The sequence below is a fragment of the Putridiphycobacter roseus genome, assembly GCF_003234935.1.
In the GTDB taxonomy this organism is placed as follows: Bacteria; Bacteroidota; Bacteroidia; order Flavobacteriales_D; family Crocinitomicaceae; genus Putridiphycobacter; species Putridiphycobacter roseus.
Genome location: NZ_QKSB01000012.1, coordinates 1 through 26,289, shown reverse-complemented (window position 1 = coordinate 26,289; position 26,289 = coordinate 1). Strand labels below are relative to the sequence as shown.

At 34.1% G+C, this 26,289-nt stretch carries 26 protein-coding genes; 15 read left to right on the top strand and 11 right to left on the bottom strand.

Annotated features, from left to right (window positions below; all coding sequences use genetic code 11):
• Positions 1-39 precede the first annotated feature (39 nt).
• Positions 40-2,142: an ATP-dependent DNA helicase RecG gene (recG, locus tag DNU06_RS14750; protein WP_111064265.1), complete on the bottom strand. Its 2,103-nt coding sequence runs from the start codon at positions 2,140-2,142 to the stop codon at positions 40-42.
• A gap of 106 nt (positions 2,143-2,248) precedes the next feature.
• Between recG and DNU06_RS14745 the strand changes: the two genes are divergently transcribed.
• The 10 genes from DNU06_RS14745 to DNU06_RS14700 all read left to right on the top strand — a co-directional run bounded on the left by DNU06_RS14745 (position 2,249) and on the right by DNU06_RS14700 (position 9,741).
• Complete coding sequence (locus tag DNU06_RS14745; protein ID WP_158526909.1) at positions 2,249-3,232, top strand: c-type cytochrome; 984 nt, start codon at positions 2,249-2,251, stop codon at positions 3,230-3,232.
• Positions 3,229-4,080 carry a DUF5777 family beta-barrel protein gene (locus DNU06_RS14740; protein WP_111064263.1) on the top strand — a complete coding sequence of 284 codons (852 nt, stop codon included), beginning with the start codon at positions 3,229-3,231 and terminating at the stop codon, positions 4,078-4,080. Before DNU06_RS14745 ends, DNU06_RS14740 begins: the two co-directional genes overlap by 4 nt.
• Complete coding sequence (locus tag DNU06_RS14735; protein WP_111064262.1) at positions 4,077-4,433, top strand: hypothetical protein; 357 nt, start codon at positions 4,077-4,079, stop codon at positions 4,431-4,433. Before DNU06_RS14740 ends, DNU06_RS14735 begins: the two co-directional genes overlap by 4 nt.
• A 5-nt stretch (positions 4,434-4,438) precedes the next feature.
• On the top strand, positions 4,439-5,302 hold the full coding sequence (locus DNU06_RS14730) for a choice-of-anchor V domain-containing protein (protein ID WP_111064261.1): 864 nt from the start codon (positions 4,439-4,441) through the stop codon (positions 5,300-5,302).
• A 77-nt stretch (positions 5,303-5,379) separates the two neighbouring features.
• Entirely contained in the window at positions 5,380-6,576 is a 1,197-nt protein-coding gene (locus tag DNU06_RS14725) for a phosphoglycerate kinase (RefSeq protein ID WP_111064260.1), read from the top strand.
• An 11-nt stretch (positions 6,577-6,587) separates the two neighbouring features.
• Positions 6,588-7,187 carry an FKBP-type peptidyl-prolyl cis-trans isomerase gene (locus tag DNU06_RS14720; RefSeq protein WP_111064259.1) on the top strand — a complete coding sequence of 200 codons (600 nt, stop codon included), beginning with the start codon at positions 6,588-6,590 and terminating at the stop codon, positions 7,185-7,187.
• Between the two features lie 2 nt (positions 7,188-7,189).
• Positions 7,190-8,122 carry an FKBP-type peptidyl-prolyl cis-trans isomerase gene (locus DNU06_RS14715; protein WP_146239266.1) on the top strand — a complete coding sequence of 311 codons (933 nt, stop codon included), beginning with the start codon at positions 7,190-7,192 and terminating at the stop codon, positions 8,120-8,122.
• A 75-nt stretch (positions 8,123-8,197) separates the two neighbouring features.
• The gene (locus DNU06_RS14710) at positions 8,198-8,701 is read left to right on the top strand and encodes an FKBP-type peptidyl-prolyl cis-trans isomerase (RefSeq protein WP_111064258.1); all 504 of its coding nucleotides are present in this window, start codon (positions 8,198-8,200) and stop codon (positions 8,699-8,701) included.
• A 241-nt stretch (positions 8,702-8,942) separates the two neighbouring features.
• Positions 8,943-9,554 (top strand): thioredoxin family protein, encoded by a 612-nt coding sequence (locus tag DNU06_RS14705; RefSeq protein ID WP_111064257.1) that lies wholly within the window; start codon positions 8,943-8,945, stop codon positions 9,552-9,554.
• On the top strand, positions 9,541-9,741 hold the full coding sequence (locus DNU06_RS14700; RefSeq protein ID WP_111064256.1) for a YwbE family protein: 201 nt from the start codon (positions 9,541-9,543) through the stop codon (positions 9,739-9,741). The genes DNU06_RS14705 and DNU06_RS14700 overlap by 14 nt, the downstream gene beginning before the upstream one ends.
• Positions 9,742-9,793: 52 nt before the next feature.
• Here DNU06_RS14700 and DNU06_RS14695 read toward each other — a convergent pair whose 3' ends face one another.
• The 3 genes from DNU06_RS14695 to DNU06_RS14685 all read right to left on the bottom strand — a co-directional run bounded on the left by DNU06_RS14695 (position 9,794) and on the right by DNU06_RS14685 (position 10,975).
• Positions 9,794-10,198, bottom strand: coding sequence for a group III truncated hemoglobin (locus DNU06_RS14695; RefSeq protein WP_111064318.1), 405 nt, complete (start codon positions 10,196-10,198; stop codon positions 9,794-9,796).
• Positions 10,199-10,200: 2 nt separating this feature from the next.
• Positions 10,201-10,635 (bottom strand): RrF2 family transcriptional regulator, encoded by a 435-nt coding sequence (locus DNU06_RS14690; RefSeq protein WP_111064255.1) that lies wholly within the window; start codon positions 10,633-10,635, stop codon positions 10,201-10,203.
• Between the two features lie 118 nt (positions 10,636-10,753).
• Positions 10,754-10,975, bottom strand: coding sequence for a VF530 family protein (locus DNU06_RS14685; protein ID WP_111064254.1), 222 nt, complete (start codon positions 10,973-10,975; stop codon positions 10,754-10,756).
• A 69-nt stretch (positions 10,976-11,044) separates the two neighbouring features.
• Here DNU06_RS14685 and DNU06_RS14680 point away from each other — a divergent pair, with 69 nt between their 5' ends.
• From DNU06_RS14680 to DNU06_RS17750, 5 genes are all read left to right on the top strand, one after another.
• Positions 11,045-12,355: a DEAD/DEAH box helicase gene (locus DNU06_RS14680; protein WP_111064253.1), complete on the top strand. Its 1,311-nt coding sequence runs from the start codon at positions 11,045-11,047 to the stop codon at positions 12,353-12,355.
• Positions 12,356-12,509: 154 nt separating this feature from the next.
• Positions 12,510-13,835, top strand: a complete 1,326-nt coding sequence (locus tag DNU06_RS14675) for a hypothetical protein (protein ID WP_111064252.1) — start codon at positions 12,510-12,512, stop codon at positions 13,833-13,835.
• A gap of 130 nt (positions 13,836-13,965) precedes the next feature.
• Positions 13,966-14,772 carry a class I SAM-dependent methyltransferase gene (locus tag DNU06_RS14670; RefSeq protein ID WP_111064251.1) on the top strand — a complete coding sequence of 269 codons (807 nt, stop codon included), beginning with the start codon at positions 13,966-13,968 and terminating at the stop codon, positions 14,770-14,772.
• Positions 14,763-15,860, top strand: coding sequence for a T9SS type A sorting domain-containing protein (locus tag DNU06_RS14665; protein WP_111064250.1), 1,098 nt, complete (start codon positions 14,763-14,765; stop codon positions 15,858-15,860). Before DNU06_RS14670 ends, DNU06_RS14665 begins: the two co-directional genes overlap by 10 nt.
• Positions 15,861-16,042: 182 nt before the next feature.
• Positions 16,043-16,357, top strand: a complete 315-nt coding sequence (locus DNU06_RS17750; protein WP_146239265.1) for a hypothetical protein — start codon at positions 16,043-16,045, stop codon at positions 16,355-16,357.
• Positions 16,358-16,368: 11 nt separating this feature from the next.
• Here DNU06_RS17750 and fdhD read toward each other — a convergent pair whose 3' ends face one another.
• From fdhD to DNU06_RS14625, 7 genes are all read right to left on the bottom strand, one after another.
• Entirely contained in the window at positions 16,369-17,163 is a 795-nt protein-coding gene (gene fdhD / locus DNU06_RS14655; protein ID WP_111064248.1) for a formate dehydrogenase accessory sulfurtransferase FdhD, read from the bottom strand.
• A gap of 3 nt (positions 17,164-17,166) precedes the next feature.
• The gene (locus tag DNU06_RS14650) at positions 17,167-18,837 is read right to left on the bottom strand and encodes a formate--tetrahydrofolate ligase (protein WP_111064247.1); all 1,671 of its coding nucleotides are present in this window, start codon (positions 18,835-18,837) and stop codon (positions 17,167-17,169) included.
• A 539-nt stretch (positions 18,838-19,376) separates the two neighbouring features.
• Positions 19,377-21,794, bottom strand: coding sequence for an outer membrane beta-barrel protein (locus DNU06_RS14645; RefSeq protein ID WP_111064246.1), 2,418 nt, complete (start codon positions 21,792-21,794; stop codon positions 19,377-19,379).
• A gap of 131 nt (positions 21,795-21,925) precedes the next feature.
• Entirely contained in the window at positions 21,926-23,356 is a 1,431-nt protein-coding gene (locus DNU06_RS14640) for an O-antigen ligase family protein (RefSeq protein ID WP_146239264.1), read from the bottom strand.
• A 6-nt stretch (positions 23,357-23,362) separates the two neighbouring features.
• The gene (locus DNU06_RS14635) at positions 23,363-24,355 is read right to left on the bottom strand and encodes a Wzz/FepE/Etk N-terminal domain-containing protein (RefSeq protein WP_111064244.1); all 993 of its coding nucleotides are present in this window, start codon (positions 24,353-24,355) and stop codon (positions 23,363-23,365) included.
• A 97-nt stretch (positions 24,356-24,452) separates the two neighbouring features.
• Positions 24,453-25,469: a low-specificity L-threonine aldolase gene (gene ltaE, locus DNU06_RS14630; RefSeq protein ID WP_111064243.1), complete on the bottom strand. Its 1,017-nt coding sequence runs from the start codon at positions 25,467-25,469 to the stop codon at positions 24,453-24,455.
• Between the two features lie 228 nt (positions 25,470-25,697).
• A partial coding sequence (locus DNU06_RS14625) for a T9SS type B sorting domain-containing protein (protein ID WP_146239263.1) occupies positions 25,698-26,289 on the bottom strand: 592 nt, incomplete at its 5' end.

The window sequence follows — 26,289 nt, the reverse complement described above, 5'->3', positions numbered from 1 at the left end:
TGATCCAATAGTTTTTTCGCAGCCATTAGCTGTTGAATTTTAAGAAATTCTACTCCAATTTGGCTTTGACTTTAAAATGTTGCGCAAGATATTTGCAATGTCTTGGTGTTCTGGCTTTTCTAATCGCGGATCCATTTCAAATAAATACCTTGCTTTATCTCTTGCTAAGCTTACAATTTGACCATCCTTGGCTAAATCGGCTAATTTAAGGTCTAAAACACCACTTTGTTTAGTACCCATAATGTCTCCTGGACCTCTTAATTTAAGATCGACTTCTGAAATTTCAAAACCATCATTGGTACGGACCATGGTTTCCATTCTTTTTTTAGCATTTTCACCCAACTTGTATCCTGTCATTAAAACACAGTAGGATTGTTTGGCGCCTCTACCGACTCTTCCTCTTAATTGGTGCAGTTGTGATAGACCAAATTTCTCTGCGCTTTCCACAATCATAACACTGGCATTAGGTACATTTACACCAACTTCTATTACTGTGGTGGCAACCATTATGTTTGTAATTCCTTTTACAAACTGTTGCATTTCAAATTCTTTGGTCTCAGCACTCATTTTCCCATGGACGATACTTACATTATAGTCGGGACGGGGGAAACGGCGAGAGATGGAATCATACCCTTCCATTAAATTGGCGTAATCCATTTTTTCAGATTCTTCTATTAATGGATAAACGATATATACTTGTCGGCCTAGTTTAATTTCGTTTTCAATGAATTTAAAGACTTTTAATCGGGAGCTTTCAAAATAATGTCTAGTTTGAATGGCTTTTCTGCCGGGAGGAAGTTCGTCGATTACAGAGACATCTAAATCACCGTAAAATGTTAAAGCCAATGTCCTTGGAATTGGTGTTGCGGTCATGACCAATACATGGGGTGGAAGTGTGTTTTTTTTCCATAATTTAGCCCTTTGTGCTACGCCAAACCGGTGTTGTTCATCAATGATAGCGAGACCTAAATTTTTAAATTTCACTTTAGGTTCTATTAAGGCATGGGTGCCAATTAAAATATGAGTACGACCACTTTCTAGGTCTGCATGGATAATTTTCCTTTCTGATTGTTTCACGGATCCTGTCAACAAGGCTACATGTAAGTCCATTTTAGATAAAAATTCTGATATGGTTTGAAAATGTTGATTTGCTAATATTTCCGTAGGCGCCATTAAACAAATTTGAAAATTATTATCAATGCCAATCAGGGCTGCTAATAATGCGACCAAAGTTTTTCCGCTACCTACATCACCTTGCAGTAACCTATTCATGTGCTTGCCTGTGCCCATGTCTTTTCTAATTTCTTTGACTACTCTTTTTTGTGCATTGGTGAGTGTAAAAGGTAGGTGTTCCTTAAAAAAGGTGTTAAAGGCATCACCAACAGCATCAAAAACATATCCTTTGATCTTGTTTTGGGTGATTTTTTTTCTGGTTAAAAGCTCTAATTGAAGAAAAAATAATTCGTCAAATTTCACCCTTAAAGCTGCTTTTTTTGCCATTTGCATGTCTTTTGGCGCATGCATATTTAGGAGTGCCAACTCTCTCGGTATTAAATTAAGTTCTTGAATAAGCCAGCTTGGTAAAGGGTCGTTTATTTTTCCTGGTATGTCGACTAAGAGATTTTTTATAATCGTTTGAATCCCTTTGCTGTGTAAATTCTTTCTGGTCAAATGTTCTCCTGTATGGTAAACTGGTTGCAGACCTAACTCTTCACCTTTTAAGTTTTCAACAAGCTCTAATTCAGGATGTGCTATTGAATATTTTAAACCGTAAGCCTTTGGTTTACCATATACCCTATATTCTATGTTTGGTTTTAATTGATTCTTAATATAACTAACTCCTTTAAACCAAGTTAATTCAACTGCGCCTGTGCCATCTGAAAATTGAGCAGATAACCTTTTCCCTCGGCCTTTTCCAACTTCTTGTATTTGGGTGATTTTTCCTTTTAATTGTACAAAGCCTTCTTCATTTTTAATATTGCCGACTGTTTGATAACTCGAGCGATCCACATAACGAAAAGGAAAATATAACAATAAGTCTCTAAATTGATGAATGTTTAATTCTTTTCTTAAAGTATCTCCTTTTTGGGGACCAACGCCTTTTAAATATTCGATTGGAGTGTCTAAAAAGGTTGTTACCATAAGTTATTTCAATAGTGATTTTATTTCCTTATTTTTACAAAAATAGAAAATCAATTTGATGATTGGAAAAAGATTTGTGATTTCATTATTATTTTGCAGTTCGTGCATGTTTATATTTTTATCGAATGGAAGAAATGATGTAAATAACAAAGGCATTCAGGAGTTGGTTTCAGAATTAAAAGTGACAGATGTATTGCTGCGTTTAGGGGGTAAAGTACCAAATCATCATATCTATAAATTAAATAAAGACAGTGTTGCTATTGGTTATGAATTAATTACAAAAGGAAAATTGGAAGAAAAAAATAGCAAACGTTTGTCCAAGTTTTTTGTCTGCATAGATTGTCACAATACCGTGAAAGAGGTTGCCGATTTAAGTGTTGAAAATACGGAAGAGCGATTGGCTTATGGTATGGCAAATGATTTACCATTTTTACCAGCTTCCACCTTTTATGGGTTGTATAATAAAACACATTGGTATAATGGTGATTATGAATTGAAATATGGTGACTTGGTGAAGCCTGCTAGAGATAGTTTAATTCACGCCATTCAATTATGTGCTGTACAATGTTCTCAAGGCAGACCAATGGAAAGTTGGGAGCTGAACGCCGTTTTACATTATTTTAAGTCCATTGAACTTTCCATTGCAGATTTAAATTTGAGTCCGGATGAATTAGTATTACTTTCGGATGCTATACGTACAAAGGATAAAAAGGGGATTCAAATTTTAAAGGATAAATATACCCAAGCAAATTCCGCCACTTTTGGGGAGGTAGAAATTCCTGTAAAAACCAATTACCAACCCAATATTAACCATGGCGCGTATATATTTAAAAATGGTTGTTTGCATTGTCATGGGATGGGGAAGAATATTAGTAATTTTGAATTTGATGAAAGTAATCTTACTTTGTCTTTTTTAAAATCACAATTGGAAAAGGCATCCCATTTCACGGTTCCTTATCTTGTGCGAAAAGGGACTTACGCAGTAAATGGGAAGAGACAGTATATGCCACAATATACTTTAGAAAAAATGAGTGAAGAGCAAATGTTGGATTTACTGGCTTATATTTCGACAAAAAAGCAAAAAGAATGAAAAAATTTTGGATATTATTATTTCTGAGTAGCTATTTTGTTTCTGGTCAATCGGAGGATAAGGAAAAAGTATGGGATACATTTGAAAGTACTAGAGGGTTATTTAACCACAGTACGGAAATGTTATACAAAAGACAGTTCGAGTTTATAGTGGCCCATAAGTTTGGCGATATAGCCGGTCCTGGAGCGGTAGGACGTTGGTTTGGTTTAGATGATTTGGCAGATGTGAGAATTGCATTTGAATATGGTCTTTCCGATAAGTTTAATGTTGGTTTAGGTAGAAGTAAAGGAGTAGGAGTGATTAAACAGGTAGCAGATGGCTATGTAAAATATAGAATATTACAGCAAGATAACCAAAGCCCTTTGAGTTTGACTTGGGTCTCTAGTCTTGCATTCTCCTATGCTAAAGCAAGTAGTAACCCAACTGCAGAAAACGCCTTTAATAATTTTTTGGATCGTTTAATATACACCCATCAATTAATGGGGAGTAGGAAATTAAATGATCATTTTTCGCTTCAGTTAAGTGTAGGTGTTAACCATAGAAATTTTGTGTTATTTGAAGAGGTCAATACAGTTGGATTTATAGGCGTAACAGCAAGGGGACGCTTTAATCCTTTACTTGGTGTACTCGTAGAATATAATCATATTTTAAACAAAAATGCAAGCTCGGAAAATAAAGATCCACTATCTTTAGGTTTAGAATTGCTAACTGGAGGACATGCATTCACTTTTATTATCTCCAATGCGAGGGGAGTGAATGAAAATTTATTTATTCCATCCACTGATGATAATTGGTTGAAAGGTCAATTTAGACTCGGATTTTCCATCACCCGTAAATTTAAGGTATGAAATTAATTTTTATTGGATGTATATTGTTTCTTGTAATTGGAAGCTGCACCAAAAATAAAGCTTTAGAATTGGATTTATTAGAAAAATATCCATGTATAGATACTATTTCTTACGACAAAGTAATAAAAGTAATAATGAATCAATCTTGCAATACTTCGGGATGTCATGACAATACAAATGCAGCTGGTTATACATTTACAAGCTACGAGTTAGTGAGTAGTAATGCGGTGATTATTGATCATGTGATGAGTCACAATGGTACTGTACCAATGCCTTTGAATCAACCCCAGCTTCCAGACTCTATTCGGGCTAAATTTAAATGTTGGATGAAACAAGGAAAACTAAATAACTAATACCCATGACAGGAAAAATAAAAAACATATTCGGATTACTTTGTTTATCTACCTTTACACTTTATTCCTTTTATGAAAAGGAGAGCAATACTGTAGTAGATTTTAACCCAAGCGTGCATATTCAAAATTTTTCATCTAATCCTCCTACAGGAAAAACAGGAGCGCCAAATGAATCGACTTGTATCGATTGCCATAATGGTTCGGTTTTATCAGCAATAGGTGTAGTAGATGTTAGTTTTTCAGGTTTAAATAACAGTTATGTACCTGGGCAATTGTATAACCTTGAAGTGAGTGTGGCGTCGGGAGCTAAGAATGGATTTGAAATGACAATTTTAGATAACAATGTCCAAAAAGCAGGTGATTTTGTAAATGGAGCCAATACAAGCACTGCATTGGCTGGCGGTAGGGAGTATATTAGACATTCAAGTTCAAATGGTATAACCAGTTTTCAATTTCAATGGACTGCCCCAGCAACAGAACAAGGTGATTTACGGGCTTATTTTTCTTTTAATAAATCCAATAGCAGTAGTTCAACTTCTGGAGACAAAATTTATGTGGGAAGTTATGATATTCTATCCTCGGTACCTGCATCTGTAGTTAGCCTAGCAGAAAATAATACGAAAGTGAATGTGTTTTGGGATGATTTACATCAAAATATACAGTTAAATTATCAATTGAATGAGTCGGCAAAATTACAGGTAAATGTACAATCATTAAATGGCAAATTAATTCAAAGTACCACACTTGGATTAAAAGAACCTGGGCAATACCAAGAGGTTTTAGCGACAAATATTCACAAAAAAGGGCTGTATATTGTTTCCGTTTTTGTGAATAATAGCGTTTTTAATCAAAAATTGATGTTAAATTAAGTTGAAAAATACATTACATTTTTAGTTCAAACATTTTATAGTTTTATCTTTGCGTTTCAATTTTAAATTATTAGAAAATGGCAACGATAGATTCGTATGATTTTAACGGAAAAAGAGCTTTAATTCGAGTTGATTTTAATGTTCCTTTAAATAAAGAAACTTTAGAGGTAACAGATGATACAAGAATCAAAGCAGCTTTAAAAACAATTAAAAAGGTACTGAATGATGGCGGCTCTGTTGTTTTAATGTCACATTTGGGTCGACCAAAAAATATACCTGAAGCTAGATTTTCATTGAAAAACATACTTTCAACCGTTGAAAAGGATTTAGGACAAAAAGTTTCGTTTGCTTCAGATTGTATTGGAGAACGAGCTTACGAAAAATCAAGTAATTTAAAAGCTGGAGAAGTATTGTTATTGGAAAATTTACGTTTTCATGGTGCAGAAGTAAAAGGAGATGAAGCCTTTGCAAAAGCCTTAGCAAAACATGGAGATGTTTATATAAACGACGCTTTTGGTACTGCACACCGCGCACACGCTTCCACAACGGTAATCGCCCAATTTTTTCCAAACGATAAAATGTTTGGCTATTTAATTGAAAAGGAAATAAAAAGTGTAAATGCAGTATTAAACTCGACTGAAAAACCTTTGACAGCTATAGTAGGAGGAGCAAAAGTATCTTCCAAAATCACTATAATTAATCAATTAATTAATAAAGTAGATAATTTAATAATTGGTGGGGGAATGGCATATACGTTTGTGAAAGCAATGGGTGGTAATGTCGGAAATTCATTGATAGAAAAAGATTTTATTGAAACTGCTAACTCTATTATGGTTACAGCAAAAACGAAGGGCGTAAATATATACTTGCCTGTAGATACTGTTGCTGCAGATGAATTTTCAAATGATGCAAAAACGCAAAATTGTTTAACCAAAGAAATTCCAGATGGCTGGATGGGATTAGATATTGCGGAAAATGCGATTAAAGAATTTACCAATGTTATTTTGAATTCAAAGTTAATATTGTGGAATGGACCAATGGGCGTTTTTGAGTTAGAAAAATTTCAGAATGGTACTAAAGCAATCGCGCTAGCTGTTGCGGCAGCGACACAAAAAGGCGCTTTTACCTTAGTAGGTGGTGGCGATAGTGTAGCGGCGGTTAATTTATTTGGCCTTAGCGATCAAGTTAGTCACGTGTCCACTGGTGGTGGCGCTATGTTAGAATATTTAGAAGGAAAAGAATTGCCTGGAATTGCGGCAATTAATAATAAATAAAATAAAGTAAGATGAGTGAAGTAAAAAATAACGCTAGTTATGGCGTTGGCATGAGTATCGGACAAAGTTTAAAAAGTCAAAACTTAGAAGAAATTGATTTAACTAGTTTTTTAGATGGTATTAAAGATGTTTTTAATGATAAAGCAAAAATGAACCCTGAAGAAGCAAATGAAGTAATTCAAACTTATATCAATTCTATAAACGAAGCAAAATTTGCAACAAATAAAGTGGAAGGAGCAGCATTTTTATCTGCAAACGCACAAAAAGAAAATATTACAGAATTGCCTTCTGGATTACAATATGAAGTAATAAAAGAAGGTAATGGTGCTAAGCCATCTGAAACAAGTGAAGTGACAGTGCATTACCATGGAACATTAACAGATGGAACTGTATTTGATAGCTCTATTGAAAGAGGTGAACCTGCAACGTTTGGTGTAAATCAAGTAATTAAAGGATGGACAGAAGCTTTACAATTAATGACTGTAGGATCTAAATATAGATTGTATATTCCAGAACATTTAGCTTATGGTGCTAATCCGCATCCACAAGGACCGATTAAACCATATATGGCATTAGTTTTTGATGTAGAGTTAATTGATATTAAAGGATAAGCATGCGTTTTTTCTATCTTTTTATCCTTTTGTTGGGCATTTTATCTTGTAAGGATAATACTTCCGATAAACAAGTGGAAGTAAAACCCGCTTTACAGGCCCTAGCCTTTGATAATTATTTTCAAAAAATAAGTTATGCTATCGGTTTAGATCATGGTAAAGCAGGGGTTGCTTTTTATTCTAATGCCAAATTAAAAGGAAAATTTGATGTAAAAGCAATTGAAAAAGGTTTGGTTGCCTATTTAAATTCTGACCCTTTGGACATTCCTTCAAGCGCAGTAGATTCCGTTTTAAATTTGTATTTAATGGAAGATGGAAGCGTGGATAGTTCAAAAGTTAGTCGTTCAATCGGGAGTTATGCCATTGGTGTAAACGAGGCCATTGTATTGGTAAGTTCATTTGTGGATAAACACATTGAAAATGAAATTGTACCTATGACTTTAGTAAAAGGAATACAAGATGGTTTTAATGGGGTAGAGACCAATTATTCATTGGAGGATGCACAATTTGACTTGACAACTTACTATGCTGATCTTAATAAAAAAGCAGGAGAAGCATTCCTCTCAAAAAATAAAGAAAACCCGGCTGTGGTAGAAACGGCTTCTGGTTTGCAATATAAAATTTTTGAGGAAGGAAATGGGGTAAAACCAAATACTACCGATTCTGTAGCAGTTTATTATGTAGGTCGATTTATAACGGGAGAAGAATTTGAAAGTACAATTGGATTAGAAAGTCCAGTACGTTTTAGTTTGTTTCAAGTTATTAAAGGTTGGACAGAAGGGATTCAATTGATGAGGGAAGGGGCTAAATACCGTTTTTATGTGCCATATACTTTGGCTTATGGAGAAGAAGGTGGAGGACCAATAGAACCTTATTCTGCTTTGATGTTTGATATAGAATTAGTTAAAGTTATAAAATACCAACCAAATCATTAAAGGAAAACAAGCAAAGGGCGGATTATTTTTTTAATCTAACTTATATCTGTAACTTTGCAAAAAAAATAGTAAAAAATGAGCGATAATAACCATCAAGTAATTTCATTGAATTACCAATTGTATAAAGACAATGTTGAAGGAGAATTAATTGAAACAACAGAAGGGAAAGAGCCTTTAGTGTTTTTAACAGGATTAGGTCAAATGATTCCAGAATTTGAAGCAAACGTTGCAGTGTTAGGAGAAGGAGAAGAGTTTTCTTTTGGAATTAATGCTGAAAACGCTTACGGAAAAAGAATTGAAGAAGCATTGATTGAATTACCAATTGACATGTTTATGCAAGAAGGTGAATTAATGGAAGCTGTAGCAGTAGGTAATATTTTACCAATGCAAAATCAAGAAGGACAAGTACAACCTGGAAAAGTATTAGCGATTAATGAAAAATCGATTAACTTAGACATGAACCATCCTTTAGCAGAACAAAATTTACATTTTAAAGGTGCTATCTTAGAAATTAGACCAGCTACTTCAGAAGAAGTTGAGCACGGACATGTACACGGTGAAGGTGGACATGATCACTAAAAACTTTTAAATAATAAGTTAAAGCCCCTATCTTTTCTAAAGATAGGGGCTTTTTTTTGTCTTTTAAATTTAGCTAAAGACATAAATTAATTTAGGTAACATTCCTGTCTTAAAAAATGGATGTATTCGTTTTTATTTTAATTGTTCTGCTTTAGCTTATTGATTTTAACAATTGTGTTATTAATTTTTTCAATGTAAGGCAAGTGTATTATCTTTGTCTACTATAGTAAAGTATAAAAAAATGAACACATTACTCACAGAAAGTATCCAAAAAAGTATTTCGTACCAAGATTATCGTCAATTAGTTATAGATTTATATGCCGCTGGTAAGTCCACCACAGAAAATGGACCAGACACCTTGTTGCCGTACTCTAAACTAAATATCAGTCGCATGAAGCGATTGGATAAAACGACAAAAATTTCAACTGCTGTAGAAGCGGCTATTAAGTCGATAAATAAACCCATTACCTGGTTAGTAATTACCGAAGGTTGGTGTGGGGATGCAGCACAAAATTTACCAATAATAAATGCTTTAGCTGTTTTAAACCCAAATATAGAATTAAAAATAGTGTTAAGAGATGCGAATGTTGATTTGATGAATGCTTATTTGACCAATGGCGGTCAAGCCATTCCAAAGTTGATTCAAATTGAAGATGGAGAAGAAACGGCCACATGGGGACCAAGACCAACCATGGCGACAAAAATGGTAAATGATTATAAAGCAGAACATGGTAGCTTAACCCCCGAATTCAAAGAAGCTTTGCAAGTATGGTATAACCAAGATAAAGGGGTAAATACCATAGAGGATATCTTAACTTTATTAAAATTAGAAGTGCCTAATGTCAGAGTTTGATGGTACCAATCGGTCGCATGTAAAAGTGGGAGGTGAAGTAGAAATTGTTCAAAAACACCACCAACAGACAGGGGAATTGACCTGGGGATTTGTTAAACGATTATTAACTAATGCTGCAAAGCATCCACATGGCATAAAAGTGCAATTAAAAACCGGGGAAGTAGGGCGCGTTAAAAATATAATTTAAAACTTTTCAAAGGACGATTCCACAACCATATGGATAATAGAATCGTCCTTTTTTATTTATCTGTTGTTTCTTTTGGTCTTGCCGACCACATGGCTAAGAACTGTCCTGTACCCATCTTTCTAGCGGCCATTTTAGCTTTCTCAGCAAGGGCTCCTTCAAACAAACTATCTACTGTAGTAAACCATAATTGCATCCATTGTCCAAAATGCTTTTGAGAAATACTGTAATTTGCTGCCTGGTCCACTTTTCGGTGCACTTGTGTTGGACTTCCCTTGAATTTAGGTATGCCAAATAAATTGGTCTCCCAAAAATCTGTCAATTTTTCTAAATGGACTTGCCAATGCGCTTCAGGTATGTGTTTATTGAAAATAGGGCCAAGTAAATCATCTTTTCTAATGCGAATATAGAATTGATCTACTAGTTTAAATACGTCTTCACGGGTCTCAATGTTTTTCATTTTTATCTTTTTAAACATAACAAGTCAGCATCCATAGCTTGGACCAAACTTGAAATGGTATGCTGCTCTAACATTTCTTTTAGTTGTACTCTAATTGCAACAAATTTAAAATGCATGGGACAAGGGTTTTTAGCGTCACACTTACTCAAACCCAGACCGCAACCTTTGTATAATTTGTCTCCATCAAAAATTTGTACTATGGTACTTAAATAGGTCGTATTTAAATATTGTTGTTCAATTTCAAATCCGCCTTTTGGTCCTTTATTAGATTTTACAATCTTATTTTTAGTCAATTGTTGTAAAATTTTGGCGGTAAAAGCAATTGGTGAATTAATTTCATTTGAAATCATAGTGAGATTTACTTTTACACCTAATTCACTTTGTTGGGTGATGAAAAGTATGGCACGTAAGGCGTATTCACATGATTTTGAAAACATAGCACTTATTTTTAGACAAAGATAAGACTAATCATTAAGTATCGGATGTTTTTGTCCGAAATAAGAATTTTTTCCTTTTACAGGTAACAGTATAGGTGATTTTGATGCAGATTTATATTTATAAACCCTTCATCTCTAGGTATAGTTCCTCGACTTTGGTTCTTGCCCAAGGTGTTTTTCTTAAAAACTTTAAACTTGACTTAATAGAAGGGTTGCTATTAAAACAATTGATGTTAATTTTGAAGCCTAAATGTTCCCAACCATAGTTTTCTACTAGTTCATCTAAAATTTGTGCTAATTTTACACCATGTAAAGGATTATTTGGTTGCGCATCTGTCATTTTTCAAAGATAAGCATTCGCCAGAATATATTAAATGTCCTTTTTAAATAATTGAAAATACCAGTTTGTATGAATACCCAAAGTATATTAAAAAACCTAAATATTGAGACCTTAAATGCCATGCAGCTTGCAGCAGTAGAGGCAAGTAAAACAAGCCAAAATATGTTATTGTTATCCCCTACAGGAAGTGGGAAAACTTTAGCGTTTCTTTTGAGTTCATTACCGGGTATTAAAGCAGACGAGGGTATCCAATTACTGATTTTAGTGCCGACCAGAGAATTGGTTTTGCAAATTGAATCTGTCATGCGTGCCATGAAGTTAAATTTAAAAATATCGACTGCTTATGGGGGGCATGCTTTTAAAGTGGAGCAAAATAACCTTATTGATCCACCTGCTATATTAATTGGCACACCCGGTAGAGTAGATGACCATTTGAAAAGAAGAACTTTTGACCCTGCAACAATTACAAAAATTGTATTTGATGAATTTGATAAATCCTTAGAATTTGGATTTACCAATGAGATGGAATATATTTTGAGAAAACTAAAAAATTTAAGCCATAAATTCTTAGTCTCCGCAACTGCAGCGATTCAAATTCCAAGTTTTGTTGCTTTACCAAATTTAAAAACAATCGATTTTCAGTCGGTTGAAAAACCAAATTTTGAGTTTAAAGAATTGACGGTCTTGGCAGATGAAAAGCTAAGTGGATTAGTCATGATTTTAAGCAGAATGAAAAAAGGGGAAAATGCATTGGTATTTGTAAATCACAGAGATGCAGCAGATAGAATAGGAGTGTTTTTAAATGAATTCAATGTGGCGTATGCTTTGTTCCATGGTGGTTTAAAGCAAGAACAGAGAGAGTTTGAGTTAATTAAATTTAGAAATGGTAGTGCAAATGTACTTGTCGCAACCGATATCGCGGGAAGAGGTATTGATATTCCTGATTTAAGTACTGTAATTCATTATCAATTACCGACTACCAAGGAGGTATTTACCCACCGTAATGGAAGAACTGCTAGAATGAAAGGAGAAGGAACAGTGGTGATGATTCGAACAGGGGACGAAAATATTTTAGATTATACAGATGAAAATGTAAAGAGTTTGCAGTTATCTGAAATAAAAGCAATTTATCCGCCAGAATGGACTACTTTTTATATTGGAAAAGGTAAAAAGGATAAGATTAATAAGATGGATATTGTCGGTTTTATGATGCAATTCGATTTTATGAAAAAAGAGGATTTGGGCTTGATTGAAGTCAAAGATTATTTTGCTTACGCAGCAGTTAAAAGTCAGCATGCTAAAAAACTAGCAGCACAATGTGTGAAAGCAAAAATCAAAAATAAAACCGTTAAAGTAGAGATTGTCAAGAAAAGATATTAACAGGTTAAAGTACTATATAACAGGTCTTAATGCTGTTTGTTAAATAGTGTTAAAGGAATATGGTGTATTAAAAAAACATTTTTTTTGTAAGGATTAAAATATTACTGCGAAATTTGACAAAATCCCATTTGTTAAAAATAACCCTATATTTAAAATGTACAAATTATTGTTTTGTTTATTAACTGTTTCCACCATTGGATTTACGCAATCAGAAGACATCAAAAAAGAGCCACAAAAAGCATTTGTTGGTATTAATTCCAGATTGTCCTATTTGATGTTGGATCCAAATCAAAATTTAAGAAAAGAGTTAATCTTATTAGAAGAACGTCAAGCGCACCCTTCTAAGGATAAAATGTTGACTATTGGAACTTCTATCCTAGCAATTGGGGACTATCAAAAATCAAATGTAAATTCAAAGTTTGGTTATTTAATGCGTCATCCCACCACGAGTAATCAAATTGGTTATGAAGTTAGTGAAGCGGTATTGCATTCTTGGCATTTTTCTGTAATGGGACAATTAAATAGTTGGATTACTACTTGTGTTGAACTTTTATATAATCCAGAACAAAGCTTTGGTTCAGGTACAATTACGTCTATTGAAAGAAACCAAATTCAATTGAGAAAGGGATTTGTTTTGTTGGGAGACTTAAACAAATCACCGTTTTATTTTTCTTTGGGTAAAATGGATGGCCCTTTCGGCCAGATGGGAACCGTTAGTCCATTTACAAATTCTACTACTTGGCACGCTTTTGCTACTTTAGGGTACGGTGCACAATTGGGATTTAAAACTAAGAATTTTAATGCAGCCATCATGGCGGTACAAGGTGGTTCTCAATTTAGGGCTTTAAATTCTTCTGTTGCAGGAACCAATGTTCCTTCTCGAATTAACAATGGTATTGCGGATGTAAATTATTCCTTTAATTTTAACGATAACAATAAGTTGAAAATTGGTGGTTCTTACGTCTTAGGTTGTGCATATTGCCATTCTTTTCCAGTGGAACATTTTGGCGATTGCGCAGATTCAAATCCAGCATATTCTGTATATGGGCAATATTTTATTAAAGATAGATTGAGAATTCAAGGGAGTTATACCAAAACGGTGAACGTATGGCCTGGAACTCATAATCCAATCCCACCATTAGATGTGTTTGCTGCAGCAAAAGTAAGTGCCATGGACTTAGGCGCTAAGTATGATTTTAAACTAGATAAAACAGAGGATATTGTGTACTCAATTTCAGGGGAGTTCTCCAACTTCTTAGCAGGTGATGCAGGATCTGATTGGGAATTTCAAAATCAATATATCTTAGGTTTTGCCGGTTTAGTAAACGAATCTTCAAGAATTTTTGTAGAGTTTTTTAGAACGGAAGGTTTTGTACCCTTAAATTTTGTCAGTGGCGGAAACATGGGACCTGGTGAAACAATTTCTGATCGATCTGCTAAAAGTCATGGTATTGTAATTGGTGCCATGGTTACTTTTTAAAAGGAATTATGCTTAAAGAACTCCTTCTCTTTTTGGGGTCAACAAGAAACCTGTAAGTATTTGCTATACCTGTTTATTCCATTTAAATCCTTATATTCATTTCTATAAATAAAATTTTGGAAGGTGTATTATGGAAGTGGAAGATGATTATTTGGCATTAAATAAAAGGGTTTGGGATAACAAAGTAGCAGTACATCTTCAGTCTGACTTTTACGATAACAAAAATTTTTTAAAAACTCAAACTTCTTTAAATGAGATTGAATTGCCTTTTTTAAATTCGATAAAAGGTAAAAAAATATTGCATTTACAATGTCATTTTGGGCAAGATTCCATTTCCTTAGCCAAATTAGGAGCTTTGGTTACTGCAGTTGATTTCTCCCCAAAAGCAATTGACGCGGCGAAAAATTTATCGCTCAAAACCGGGGTGCCAGTGCAGTTTATTTGTAGTGATATTTACGACCTTCCTAATCATTTGGAAGATGAATTCGACTTGGTTTTTTCTTCTTATGGCACCATTGGTTGGTTGCCAGATATTAAAAAGTGGGCAGCTGTAGTAAGTCATTTTACAAAACCAGGGGGTAAACTCTTATTGGTAGAGTTTCATCCTTTTGTTTGGATGTATAATGATGATTTTTCTGCATTGACCTATTCTTATTTTAATGATGAAACGATTATGGAAGAAGAGACTGGCACTTATGCAAATCGTGCTGCGGATATGAAAGCAACCATGATGACATGGAACCACCCACTAAGTGATGTTTTTCAAAGCCTATTCCATAATAATTTTAAGATGAAGGAGTTTAAAGAGTATAATTATTCTCCATATGATTGTTTTCAGGGTACAAAGGAGATAGGGAAAGGGAAATATATAATTGAAAAAATGGGCCGTAAATTACCCATGGTATATGCTTTGGAAATGGAGAAATTATGCGATTAGCGTTTTTTATTTCCAGCCTATTTTTAAGTATTTATCCCATTTGGGCACAAAGCATGGTAACCGTCACGCCATTAAATGCACAAGTTTCAGAAACTTCGGGACTAGTGTTTGTTGCAGGGAAATTAATTACGCATAACGATAGTGGAGGAGCAGCAGCATTATATGAGCTGGATACAACAACAGGGGATGTAACGCGCACTGTGGTGGTGCAAAATGCTTCGAATATCGATTGGGAAGCAATTACTAGAGATGCTGATTTTATATATGTCGGTGATTTTGGAAATAATAATGGTGACCGGACAGATTTAAGCATATATAAAATTAGTATTGAAGATTATATAAATTCTACAAATGATACGGTAGTAGCCGATACCATTCAGTTTTCATATGCCGACCAAACGCAATTTAATAGTACGCAATTCAGTACTAATTTTGATGCGGAAGCTTTTATAGTCTCCCAAGATTCATTGTATATTTTTACTAAAAATTGGGGTAATTACTGGACCAGTATTTATGGCTTGCCTAAGCAAGTTGGTAATTATAGTATTTCAAAAATAGATAGTATAAATGTGCAAGGTTTAATTACGGATGCTTGTTACCATATTCCCGCTCAAAAAATTTGGTTAACAGGCTACACCTTCTCTCCTTTTCTAGTTACTTTAGACCAAGTTGTTCCCCCTTATTTTAGTAATAGTTCCCTTACAAAAACCAATGTTACCACAACAGCATCTGTTCAAATAGAAGGCATTATTGCATTAGATGCGCATACTTATTATATTTCATCTGAGACACATAGTTCTGGCGAAGCAACGCTTTATAGGGGGAAAACAATTTTTACTTTAGGATTAAAGCATCATGCAGCAGTAAAAGTTCTGGTTTATCCCAATCCAGTGGAAGATTTTATGCACATCCAAACCGCATCTACGCCTATTAAAGTATTTGTTTTTGATACCATGGGGAAAATTGTTTTGACCGGATCGTCTAGCGTAATTGCATGTAGTGAATTGAAACCTGGTTTATACGTATTAAAATGCATGGAAGCCATTAATAACCAACATTTATTGACCACCAAATTTATGAAGTATTGACCGCTAGTCAAGCCCATATTATTGTAGATAAAATTCCTTGTAAATTACGGAATAGGTTTTTACAGAAACTGCTTTCACCAAGGATTTATTCCAGATTTATTTTATGGACCTTATTAATCCTACTACATGACTTAAGTAATAATATTAAGATCATATTATTGCTGTTTACTTATTCCATTTTAATGGGGATAATAGTCTATGAAATTAAAATATTTATTACTAAAATCACCCTATTAAATGCAGAAAATATCTCCATAGAATATATAAAATGGTCAAAACACAAGCGTATTAAAATAGTAAAAGAGGAGATGACTTATAACATTAGAAATGCCACAAACGTAACTATTCTAGACGATAGGGTTTTATTTTATAATCAAGAAGAGTTACTGTTTAGGCAGTTTGTTCTGAGCGATAAATGGAAGCTAAGTGAGTTGAATGCACTGGCTAATCAATTTAAAGCAATGGAAATCAAAAGACCGTTTGGAGAGAATCTTTAAGGGTTTTTTAATTACTCAAAAAAAGTAGGGTCTGTATAAATGGTGAACCTATTTTCGCGACAGAAACCAATAATATGGATACCAAATTCTTTGGCATAGTCGAGTGCCAAGCTGCTTGGACCAGAAATGGCGATAATGGTGTGGATTTTAGCTCGAAAGGATTTAATGACTATTTCATAGGAAATTCTCCCACTAAAAAACAAGGTTTTAGCCATGTCTAAATTACCTTGGAGTATCAATGCTCCAACCGATTTATCTAAGGCATTGTGCCTACCAATATCTTCCTTGCAGGCAAGTAAATTTCCGTGCACATCAAAAAGGGCAGCGCCATGTATAGAACCAGTTTGTGGAAATATTTTTTGAGCAGCATGCATTTTATTTTGCAAATCAAAAATAAAAGGAGCAGTTAACTTTTCAGTCGAACTTAAGCGCTCTCCTGATGCTCCCAAGTCACTAATACTTTGTTTCCCACAAATTCCACAGGAAGAAACAGATAATAAGCTCCTGCTTGATAAATAACCTTTACCAAGCAGTTGCTTTTCAATTTCAAGGTCTATTTCTATCACTGTATTCTCTTCATCCTTATGGATAGTCAGTTGGTGTGGGGTGTTTTTTTTAATCACATCTTCGGCATAAAGTAAACCCAGCGCCAATTCAACTTCCTCTCCCGGTGTTTGCATCACCACAGTGAAGGCATCCCCATTAATAGAAATTTGAAGTGGCTTTTCCACAGTTACAATATCTTCTACTTTTTTGGGACCAGTCTTCTCAATCCTTATTCCTTGGTATTTCAATCCAGCTTCCATTATTTAAGACAGTCCTGAAATTTTTCCATTATTATCGATAAACATATTTTCTGAAGCCGGGGTAGTGGGTAAACCAGGCATACGCATCATGTTTCCTAAAATTGGAATGACAAATCCCGCACCTGCAGCAAATTCAAATTCTCTTACTGTAATTCTAAAGTCTTTTGGTCTTCCGATAAGAGAATCGTCATCTGAAAATGATTTTTGTGTTTTAGCCATACAAATAGGTAATTTGTCGAGTCCTAATGCATTTAGCTGTGCCAAGCCTTTTAATGCTTGTTTGGTATAGTCTACACCATCTGCACCGTATATTTCTTTGGCAATTTTATCTATTTTTTCTTTAATTGGTAATTCCCAGTTGTATAATGGAGTGAATTGGTTAGCGCCAGAAGATACCTCTTCGACTACTGCTTCAGCTAATTCAATCATACCGTCTCCTCCTTTTGAAAAACCATGTGCTAAAATTGCTTTTACACCTAATGTTGCGCAACGTTCTTGCACTAAATTAATTTCTTCTTCGGAATCCGTTGGAAAAGCATTGATAGCGACCACAGGGTTTAGTCCAAATTTCTTAATATTTTCAATGTGTTTTTTTAAGTTTTCAAATCCAGCTTTTACTTTTTCAAGGTCTGGCGTATTGTAGGCATCTTTACTCGCGCCTCCGTGGTGACGTAATGCTCTAATGGTAGCAACTAACACAACGGCCTCGGGTTTTAATCCACCAGAGACACATTTGATGTCTAAGAATTTTTCAGCCCCAAGGTCGGCTCCAAAACCAGCTTCAGTTACCACATAATCAGTCAATGAAAGGCCCATTTTTGTAGCTAAAATAGTGTTGGTTCCTTGTGCAATATTCGCAAAAGGTCCGCCATGAATAATAGCTGGATTACCTTCCATGGTTTGCACTAAATTTGGTTTTACCGCATCTTTTAACAAAATAGCCATGGCATTTTCAGCCTTTAAGTCACGGGCATAAATTGGTTGCTTATCAAAAGTTTGCCCGACATATATATTGCCGAGACGGGTTTTTAAATCTTCAAAATTTTCAGACATGCACAAAATTGCCATTACTTCAGAAGCAGGTGTAATGTTAAATCCATCTTGCCGCGGAATGCCATTTGCAGTTCCTCCAAGTCCTATGGTAATGTCTCTTAAAGCACGATCATTCATGTCCATTACACGTTTCCAAGCAATAGTTCTAGGATCAATTCCTAAGTTTTTAGATTTACTATGTATGTTATTATCAATTAAAGCAGAAAGTAAATTATTTGCTTTTTCAATGGCAGAAAAATCTCCTGTAAAATGTAGGTTTATATCCTCCATTGGTATCACTTGGGCATATCCGCCACCAGCTGCACCACCTTTAATACCAAAAACAGGCCCTAAAGAGGGTTCACGCAATACTACAGTAGTTTGTGCACCTATTTTATTTAACCCTTCTGTTAATCCTATAGAAGTAGTAGTTTTTCCTTCTCCAGCAGGTGTAGGAGACATGGCAGTGACTAAGACTAAATGGTGTTTTTTTATTTTATTTTCGTCAATAAATTTTAAAGGTAATTTTGCTTTGTATTTACCATACATTTCAATATCATCTTCTGCAATATTTAATTTTTCAGCTATGGTTTTAATATGTCTAATTTCGGATTCTTGTGCAATTTCAATGTCGGATTTCATCTTTTGTTGTTGTTTTAAATTTCGACTACAATATAACTAATCTATGACTTTAAATGAGGTTACCATTAAATGAATTTTAGATTAATTTTGGACGCCTATTGTTTCCTTTTTTTTAAGATTAATCAATAGTCTTTTATTGCTACAGTTATATTTATTACTAGCTCGTTACAAGTGGTAAGTTCTCTATTTTTAATGTGTGATTAATCGCTGGTGTGTGATGTCTTGGCAGCTTGTTTATAATGGTTTGTAGTTTATTTGTTTTCCGTTAGTAAATACAAGGTGCATGTGTCAGTCCAACTGATAGGTCTGTAGCCGTCGGTATTATTAAAAATCATACCAAATAACTAATGATTATTTCACCTATTGTGCCGTGGTATCGTAAATGTTGTTTATCAGAAGATAAGTCATTGCGGTTAAAGTTTGGTTATTTTTTGACTGCTATGACTAAGGGTTTATTTGTTGTCTAAGGCACTCATAAAAAATTAGAGCAAAAAAAAAGACTTGTAAAACAAGTCTTTTTTTTGATTTATTATTTTGTTTTAAAAATCGTCCATGGTTTCAGTTCTACTGTATACTTTTTGATAGTTATTCAATTTAATAGAAAGTGTTAAAGAAATTGATGGGTATAAAGGTTCTCGTATAGTGTACAATTCAACATTTTCTGTATAAGTATTACTGATGTTTTTTTGTGTTTTTAATATGTTTCTCGCTTGAATAGTTAAACTGTATTTATTTTTACTAAATCCTTTTCTTAAAGAAGCATCTTGTGTGAAAAACCCTAATGATTCACCTTGTGAAGTGACAGTATTACTGTTATACCTTGAGACTAATTGTAAGGTAAATCCTTTTAATGTAAATGAATTCGTTATTCTTCCATTCCAGTTAAAAGATTCTCTACTGTAATCAACGTCTTCAATTTCTCCGTTTAATTGGTAGAGATACAAGTTAGCAGCAGCATTTATTTTCCACCATTCTTTTGCGGTGTAATTTATAGATGGTTCAAGGCCATAAGATGCAGAGTTACCGATATTATATGGGCGAGATATTAAAACACCTGTTACATCTTCGTATACTGTTGAAATTCTAGTAATGATATCACTAACCGTCCTTACATAGGCTTCTAAACTGAAAAATCCTTTTCGTGCTATTGGTTTGATATAACTAATTTCAAATGCATTAATATATTCCGGTGTTAAATTTGGATTTCCAGTTCGCACATTATAGGGACCTTCCCAAGTGACAAAAGGTTCAAAATAATAACTTCTTGGACGTTGAATTCTTCTGGAATAACTAAGTAACAATTGACTTTTATTTTTCAAGCTATAAGAAAAGTGTGCAGAAGGAAATAAATCTAATCGGTTAATGTTAGCAAAGTCATCAAAATTAGTAGAGGTAATGGTACGGTATGTATATTCTGCTCTTAATCCAATTTGATAGCCCAATGATTTAAGTTTTCCACTGAACATAGAGTAGGCAGCATGCACATCTCTTTTGTAAAAAACTTGAGAACTATATAATGGTGTAAAGTCGTAAGTGTTGGTCGTTAAATTTAAGACATAGTTTTTTCCATCATCCATACTCGATCCAAATTGTGATTGCAATCCTGCTTCAAATTTCTTATCGTTTTTAAGTGGAAGTTTATAATCAACATTAAATCGGTAAGAGTCTGACGGACCAATTTCAGTATACAAATTACTTTGAATAATATTTCCGTTTCCGTCATAAGAGGTAGTGGTATCATTTTGTTCCACGTCTACCAGGTTCATAATCGCTTTCATTGAAATATTATGTTCTTTATTTCTTTTGATATTATATTGATAATACAAACTAGAAGAGCTATTGAATAAGTCAATATAATTATGTTGGTCGGTATGAAAGGTAGAGATTAATTCATTGTTATTGTAGTTTTCATATGCCAAGTCGGAAAAAGGAACCATTAATCGATCATTTATATTTGTTTCAATTGCAAATACATGGCTATTGTTAGGTGTGTATTGAAATTCTACTCCAAAACCTTTCGAATTATTTTTCCAGTCACTTTGCCCGTCAGAAATTAATTTATTAGTCAGGGAGTCGTAAGTGGTAATTCTTTCGGTGTAGGTTTCACTAGGACGGCTTCTATTTCTAAAGTTACCAGAAATGTCAAGTGTGAATTTTTCTTTTTTTAGATTCACGGCAATATCTCCACTATAATTATTAAAAGTTCCAGCGCTTAAATTACTCAACAAACTAATGCCTTCTAATTTACTTTTTTTAGTAATGATATTGATAACACCACTAGATCCTTCTGCGTCAAACTTTGCAGATGGGTTCGTAATAATTTCTATATCTTTTATGGTACTTGCAGGAATAATAGCAAGGGCATCACTAGCATCCATAGCTGTGGGTATTCCATCTATTAATAAAGTAAAACTAGAGCTTCCACGTAGGCTTACATTTCCATCTACATCTACAGTAACCGAGGGTGCATTCGCTAATATTTCTACTGCTGTTTGGCTAATATTTGTGTTTTGATCTTCGACATGTAGGACTTTTTTATCAATTTCATACGTTACAATTGGTGCTTCACCTATTACTTCCACAGCATTTAAAACGGTAGGACTTATGGCCACATCTTTTAATGTTTTGGTAATGTTTTCTTGGGTAATATCTACTTCAATTATTTTTTGATTGTAGCCAACAAAACTGATTTTTACAGTATAAGCGCCTGGTATTAAGTCACTGATTGAAAAAATTCCTTTATCGTTAGTAACCACACCTCCTGCCATTTCATCTGTACCTTTTTTCAAAACTAATACAGTAACATACCCCATGGCTTGATTTGAAGTAGAGTCTATTACGTTTCCAAAAATCTCTCCTTTTAAAGCACTTTTTCCTGCAGGACCGCCTGGTCCTTGACTCCAAGCACCGAATGTAATAAAACTGATAAATAAAAAACTTAAAATTTGGCGTATCATTATTTTTTCTTTTTAGACTCTTTTTAATTAAAAGGGTGTATTGGATTCTTGTTAAATATTGTGAATCTGGATTCCTTTAAGAGGCTATTTTTTTGCAAAGATAGGTAGAAAAGCATAAAGTTAAAAACCGCTTAACCTATTTTTTTTCTAGACTTAAGGTCTAGCATTACAATAAAGGCAGTAAGTCCCCAAACCGGCACTGTTGCTTTGTCGGTGTCTAAATAATTATTTAAAAAACCGTGTGCAAAATAAGTAATTAGCCCTAGTATAGATACCAATAGAATAATCCTAAGGTTTGAGGGGGGAAGTTGGTTATATAAATGGATACCGGTATAAATAATAAATCCAACCAAAATTAGCATTAATAACATACCAATTAATCCTTGTTCCGCTAGTGGTCCCAAATATTCGGAATGTGCATTACCTCTATTTCCTGAACTGGTAGAGATGATGGTCAGGTTACGAGAAAGTTGAAAAGGGGCATAAACCATAGCAAAGGTGCCTGGGCCCCATCCCATAAAAGGCCTTTCTTGCCAAAGTAAAATTGCCGAAGTCCACCTATTGATTCGCTCTAAATTGGATGCATCTGAAGTAATGTTCGCAACCGATTCAATTCTTTCATCTAGGTTTTCGGTGGCATGTTCTGCATCATTTCTTTCTAAAGAATGTTGAATTTCCACAAAATTAACTGCTATATACGCTATTCCTACTAAGCCTATAATGGCTAAATATTTAAATCTTACTCTAAACCGAATGAGCAGGAAAACAACAAAAGCGCCAACTATGGTTAGCCATGCTGCTCGGGTATACGACATGATAATGGCTATGGTAAATAATGGTATTAAGGCAAGTAAAACTGCTTTGGTATAGCCGTTCTTACGGTTAATGTAATAAAGTCCAAATAAAATAGGGTAGACCAATGCTAGTATAGCACCATAAGAAGTATGGTCTTTAAAGAAAGGAAACATTACCCAATGACCAGAAGATTCGGAAAAATTGTTTAATGCATGGTTAAATAGGGTATAAATAGATACCATTGCCATGGCAGTGATAAAGAGCCAAAGAAAATAATAAATTCTTTTTTCATTTTCGGAGAAGAAAATAATGCCATAAAAATAAATGGGTATAAAAAACCATAGTTTAGTTAGTAAAAACTTAAAGGAGACTAAGGGTAATTCACTATTAAAGGCAGTAATGAGTATCCAACAAAGTTGAAGTAAAATAAGAATAGAAATGGGGTGTTTTAAAATGGCTGGACTAAAATTATTGTGTTTTACCTGGTTTAAAACTATGAGCAGCAACATACCAAATAATATGGGTTCGGTGGGTAAAAATAGGCCCACATTTGAAGCCACAAATTCCTCTACATTGACCGAAAGCGGGGTAAAGAAAACAATAAAATAAAATAATTTATCGAAATGAAAAAAAGCAACATAAACTATCACCAAAGCAAATGGTAGTACATTCAATAATAGATTACCTTTATAGGTCATATAGGCGTTTGTAATGACAAATAATAATGCCAAAACATAGGTCCAACGGCTATGTAGTAATGCTTTCAAAATATTTTACTTTGAAGCTGATTTTAATTCTTTAATTCTTTCGTTTGCAAGTAATATAAAAATGGTAAAAACAAAAGCTGAAAAAGTAATGATTAATACAATAATGGACCGTTTAGGTTTTGCTTTCTTATCGGGCATTTCGGCATAACTATGGCGAATAGTTTGCTGAATGTTGGTCTTTGCATATTGCTTTGCTTGGTCATTTACGTCTAGTATATTAGAGTATCTTAAACTGAAAAATTCGGATAAATTGGAGTAAATATCATAATCGGGACCATAAGCCTGAGAAGAGTCAATTTTCTGTTTTATTTCTTGTGCCGTACTTTTATCTCCTGATTTTTTCGCGGTGAAAAAGTTGGCGTATAAATCGCCCCTTTCATCTTTACTCACAACACCCGCATTACTTAACCCTTTTAATCTATCGTTATAGTCTCCCATTTCTTTTCGAATCAAAGCGACTTCGTATTCTACCGCATGCATAGGACCAACTGCCCTGGTACGAATCATTCTATTCATTACCGTATCTACTAAACGGACTATGTCATTTGCCATATCCATTGCTATTGCTGGGTTCTTATCGAAAACATCAATATTAATGGAGTTGTATCTGGTACGACTGAATACGACATTATCTTCGTAAATTTTTTGAAATTCAAATTTGGGATTAGACTGGTCATCTTCTATTTCATAATGTGTATATAAATGATAAGCATTTGTGAGGCTGTCTCTAATTTCTGGGGAAACCAAAACCTGTAACAAACGTTCTGCATCTGCTTCATCTCCAAACTCAACAACAGAGCTTCTTGAATTAGCATTAAAATCTACTGAATTTGATTTAGTAGGGAATACAATTGCTCTTGCCATATAGTAATTTGGCATGAGTAATGAAACTGCAATGGCAATGACAAATGCAATACCAGTAACAATAAGGATGGTTTTACGCTTAAACCATAATAGTTGTAATAATTCGTTTGAATTAAATGAAGTTGATTTTTCCATAAATAAAAATAAAATGCAAAAATAGAAAACTATCTTTTGTTTGGGTTGTTTTTAATGCTAATTCCTTTGGAACGCATAAATTAATGATTTCTTACCATTAGACTTCTAATTTTAACTGGCAAACTTTTTGAATGTCATCCGAAGAAATATTGAGGTGAGTGACAAAGCGAATTCTTCCTTTACCGAAAGCCGTTACTAAAATTCCTTCCGCTTTAAGTGCTGCAATATAATGGTTTTGTTTGGTTGCGTCCTTTAGTACTAATACTACAATGTTAGTGGTTACTGGTAATACTTCTGCTACCCAAGTTACAGTTTTAAAATGTTTTTCAAGTAAACTAGCATGTTGGTGATCTTCTATGAGCCTATGCACATTGTTTTTTAAAGCATACAATCCACCCGCAGCAATGATACCTGCTTGACGCATACCACCGCCCAAATATTTCCTTACTCTTCTTGCTTTGTGAATAAAATCTTTAGAACCTAATAGTACAGAACCTACTGGAGCTCCTAAACCTTTAGATAAACAAATGGAAATACTATCGAATGGTTTTCCATAAACTTTTGGATCGCATTGATTTACGGCTAAAGCATTGAATACCCTTGCACCATCTAAATGTAATTTTAAATTATTTTGGGTGCAAAAATCTTTAATTTTAAGAATATCATTAAAGTCATAAACAGCGCCACCACCACGATTAGCAGTATCTTCTAAACTTACTAATTTAGTAACCGGGTAATGAATATCATCCGGGTTGATTTGGTCTTGCAATAATTCTGGAATAATTCTGCCATTATTTCCTCTAATAAAGCGAGGAGAAGCCTGTGAATTAATCATCATTCCACCACCTTCATAACGATAAATGTGGGACTCTTCGTGACAAATTATCTCGTCGCCAGGTTGTGTATGTACTTTTAAGGCAATTTGATTGGTTTGTGTTCCTGATGAACAATATAAACCAGCTTCAAACCCAAAGTGTTCGGCTGTATATTTCTCTAACTCATTTACTGTGGGATCTTCTTCGTAAACATCATCTCCTACTGGAGCTTGTATCATAAAATCAAGCATTGCTTTACTTGGTCTTGTAACGGTATCACTTCTAAAATCGATTGCCATATTATTACTTCATTTGAAAGGGTGAAGATAAGGAAGATTTTGTGAAATGTAGATAGATTATAAAATTGGAAGATTGGATAAGTCCATGTCGATTCAATTTTATATACAACTAGCATACTTGGGAAACCCCGTGGTATCAATGCATTGTTAAAACTTGTAATTTGTTTTTTATCGTTACGTGAAGGCAGGGACGAATGCTTTTGTCTTTCTCTTTTTAAACTACCAACTTTACCTTAATACGGTTATTATGCCAGTGTCTGCATGTTTTTTATCCGACATGGATTCGATAAAATCAATTTTCCAAACATAAGTATCTTGTTTGACCAATTCAGCGTTGTAAAATCCGTCCCATCCACCATTAGGATCAAAGGATTCAAATATTAATTCTCCCCAACGGTTATAAATATGCATACGAAATTCATAGACATTTACACCTGAAGTAAATTGTGGTTGAAAAATACTATTAATGTTTCCAGAACCTGGCCGGAATACATTGGGGATAAAATATAAAATTTCGTCTTTTACAATGAGTATGGTTTTATAGGTATCAAAGCAATTAGCTGTAGCTTCCGAAACGGTTAAACTTACGGTATATTTTTTGGCCACATTTTTATAAATGTGAGCTGGGTTTTCTTCCAAAGAACCTGTATTGTCTCCAAAATTCCATTCGAAATTTTCAGCATTTACGGATTCATTTTTAAATTGTACTTCGGGTTCTTGAAGATTAGGGGAGTTGGGACTATAAGTAAAATAAGCTTTAGGGTTAGCAATCACATCAAAATAGTTAGTATACAATACAGAATCCACGCAACCAGCACTG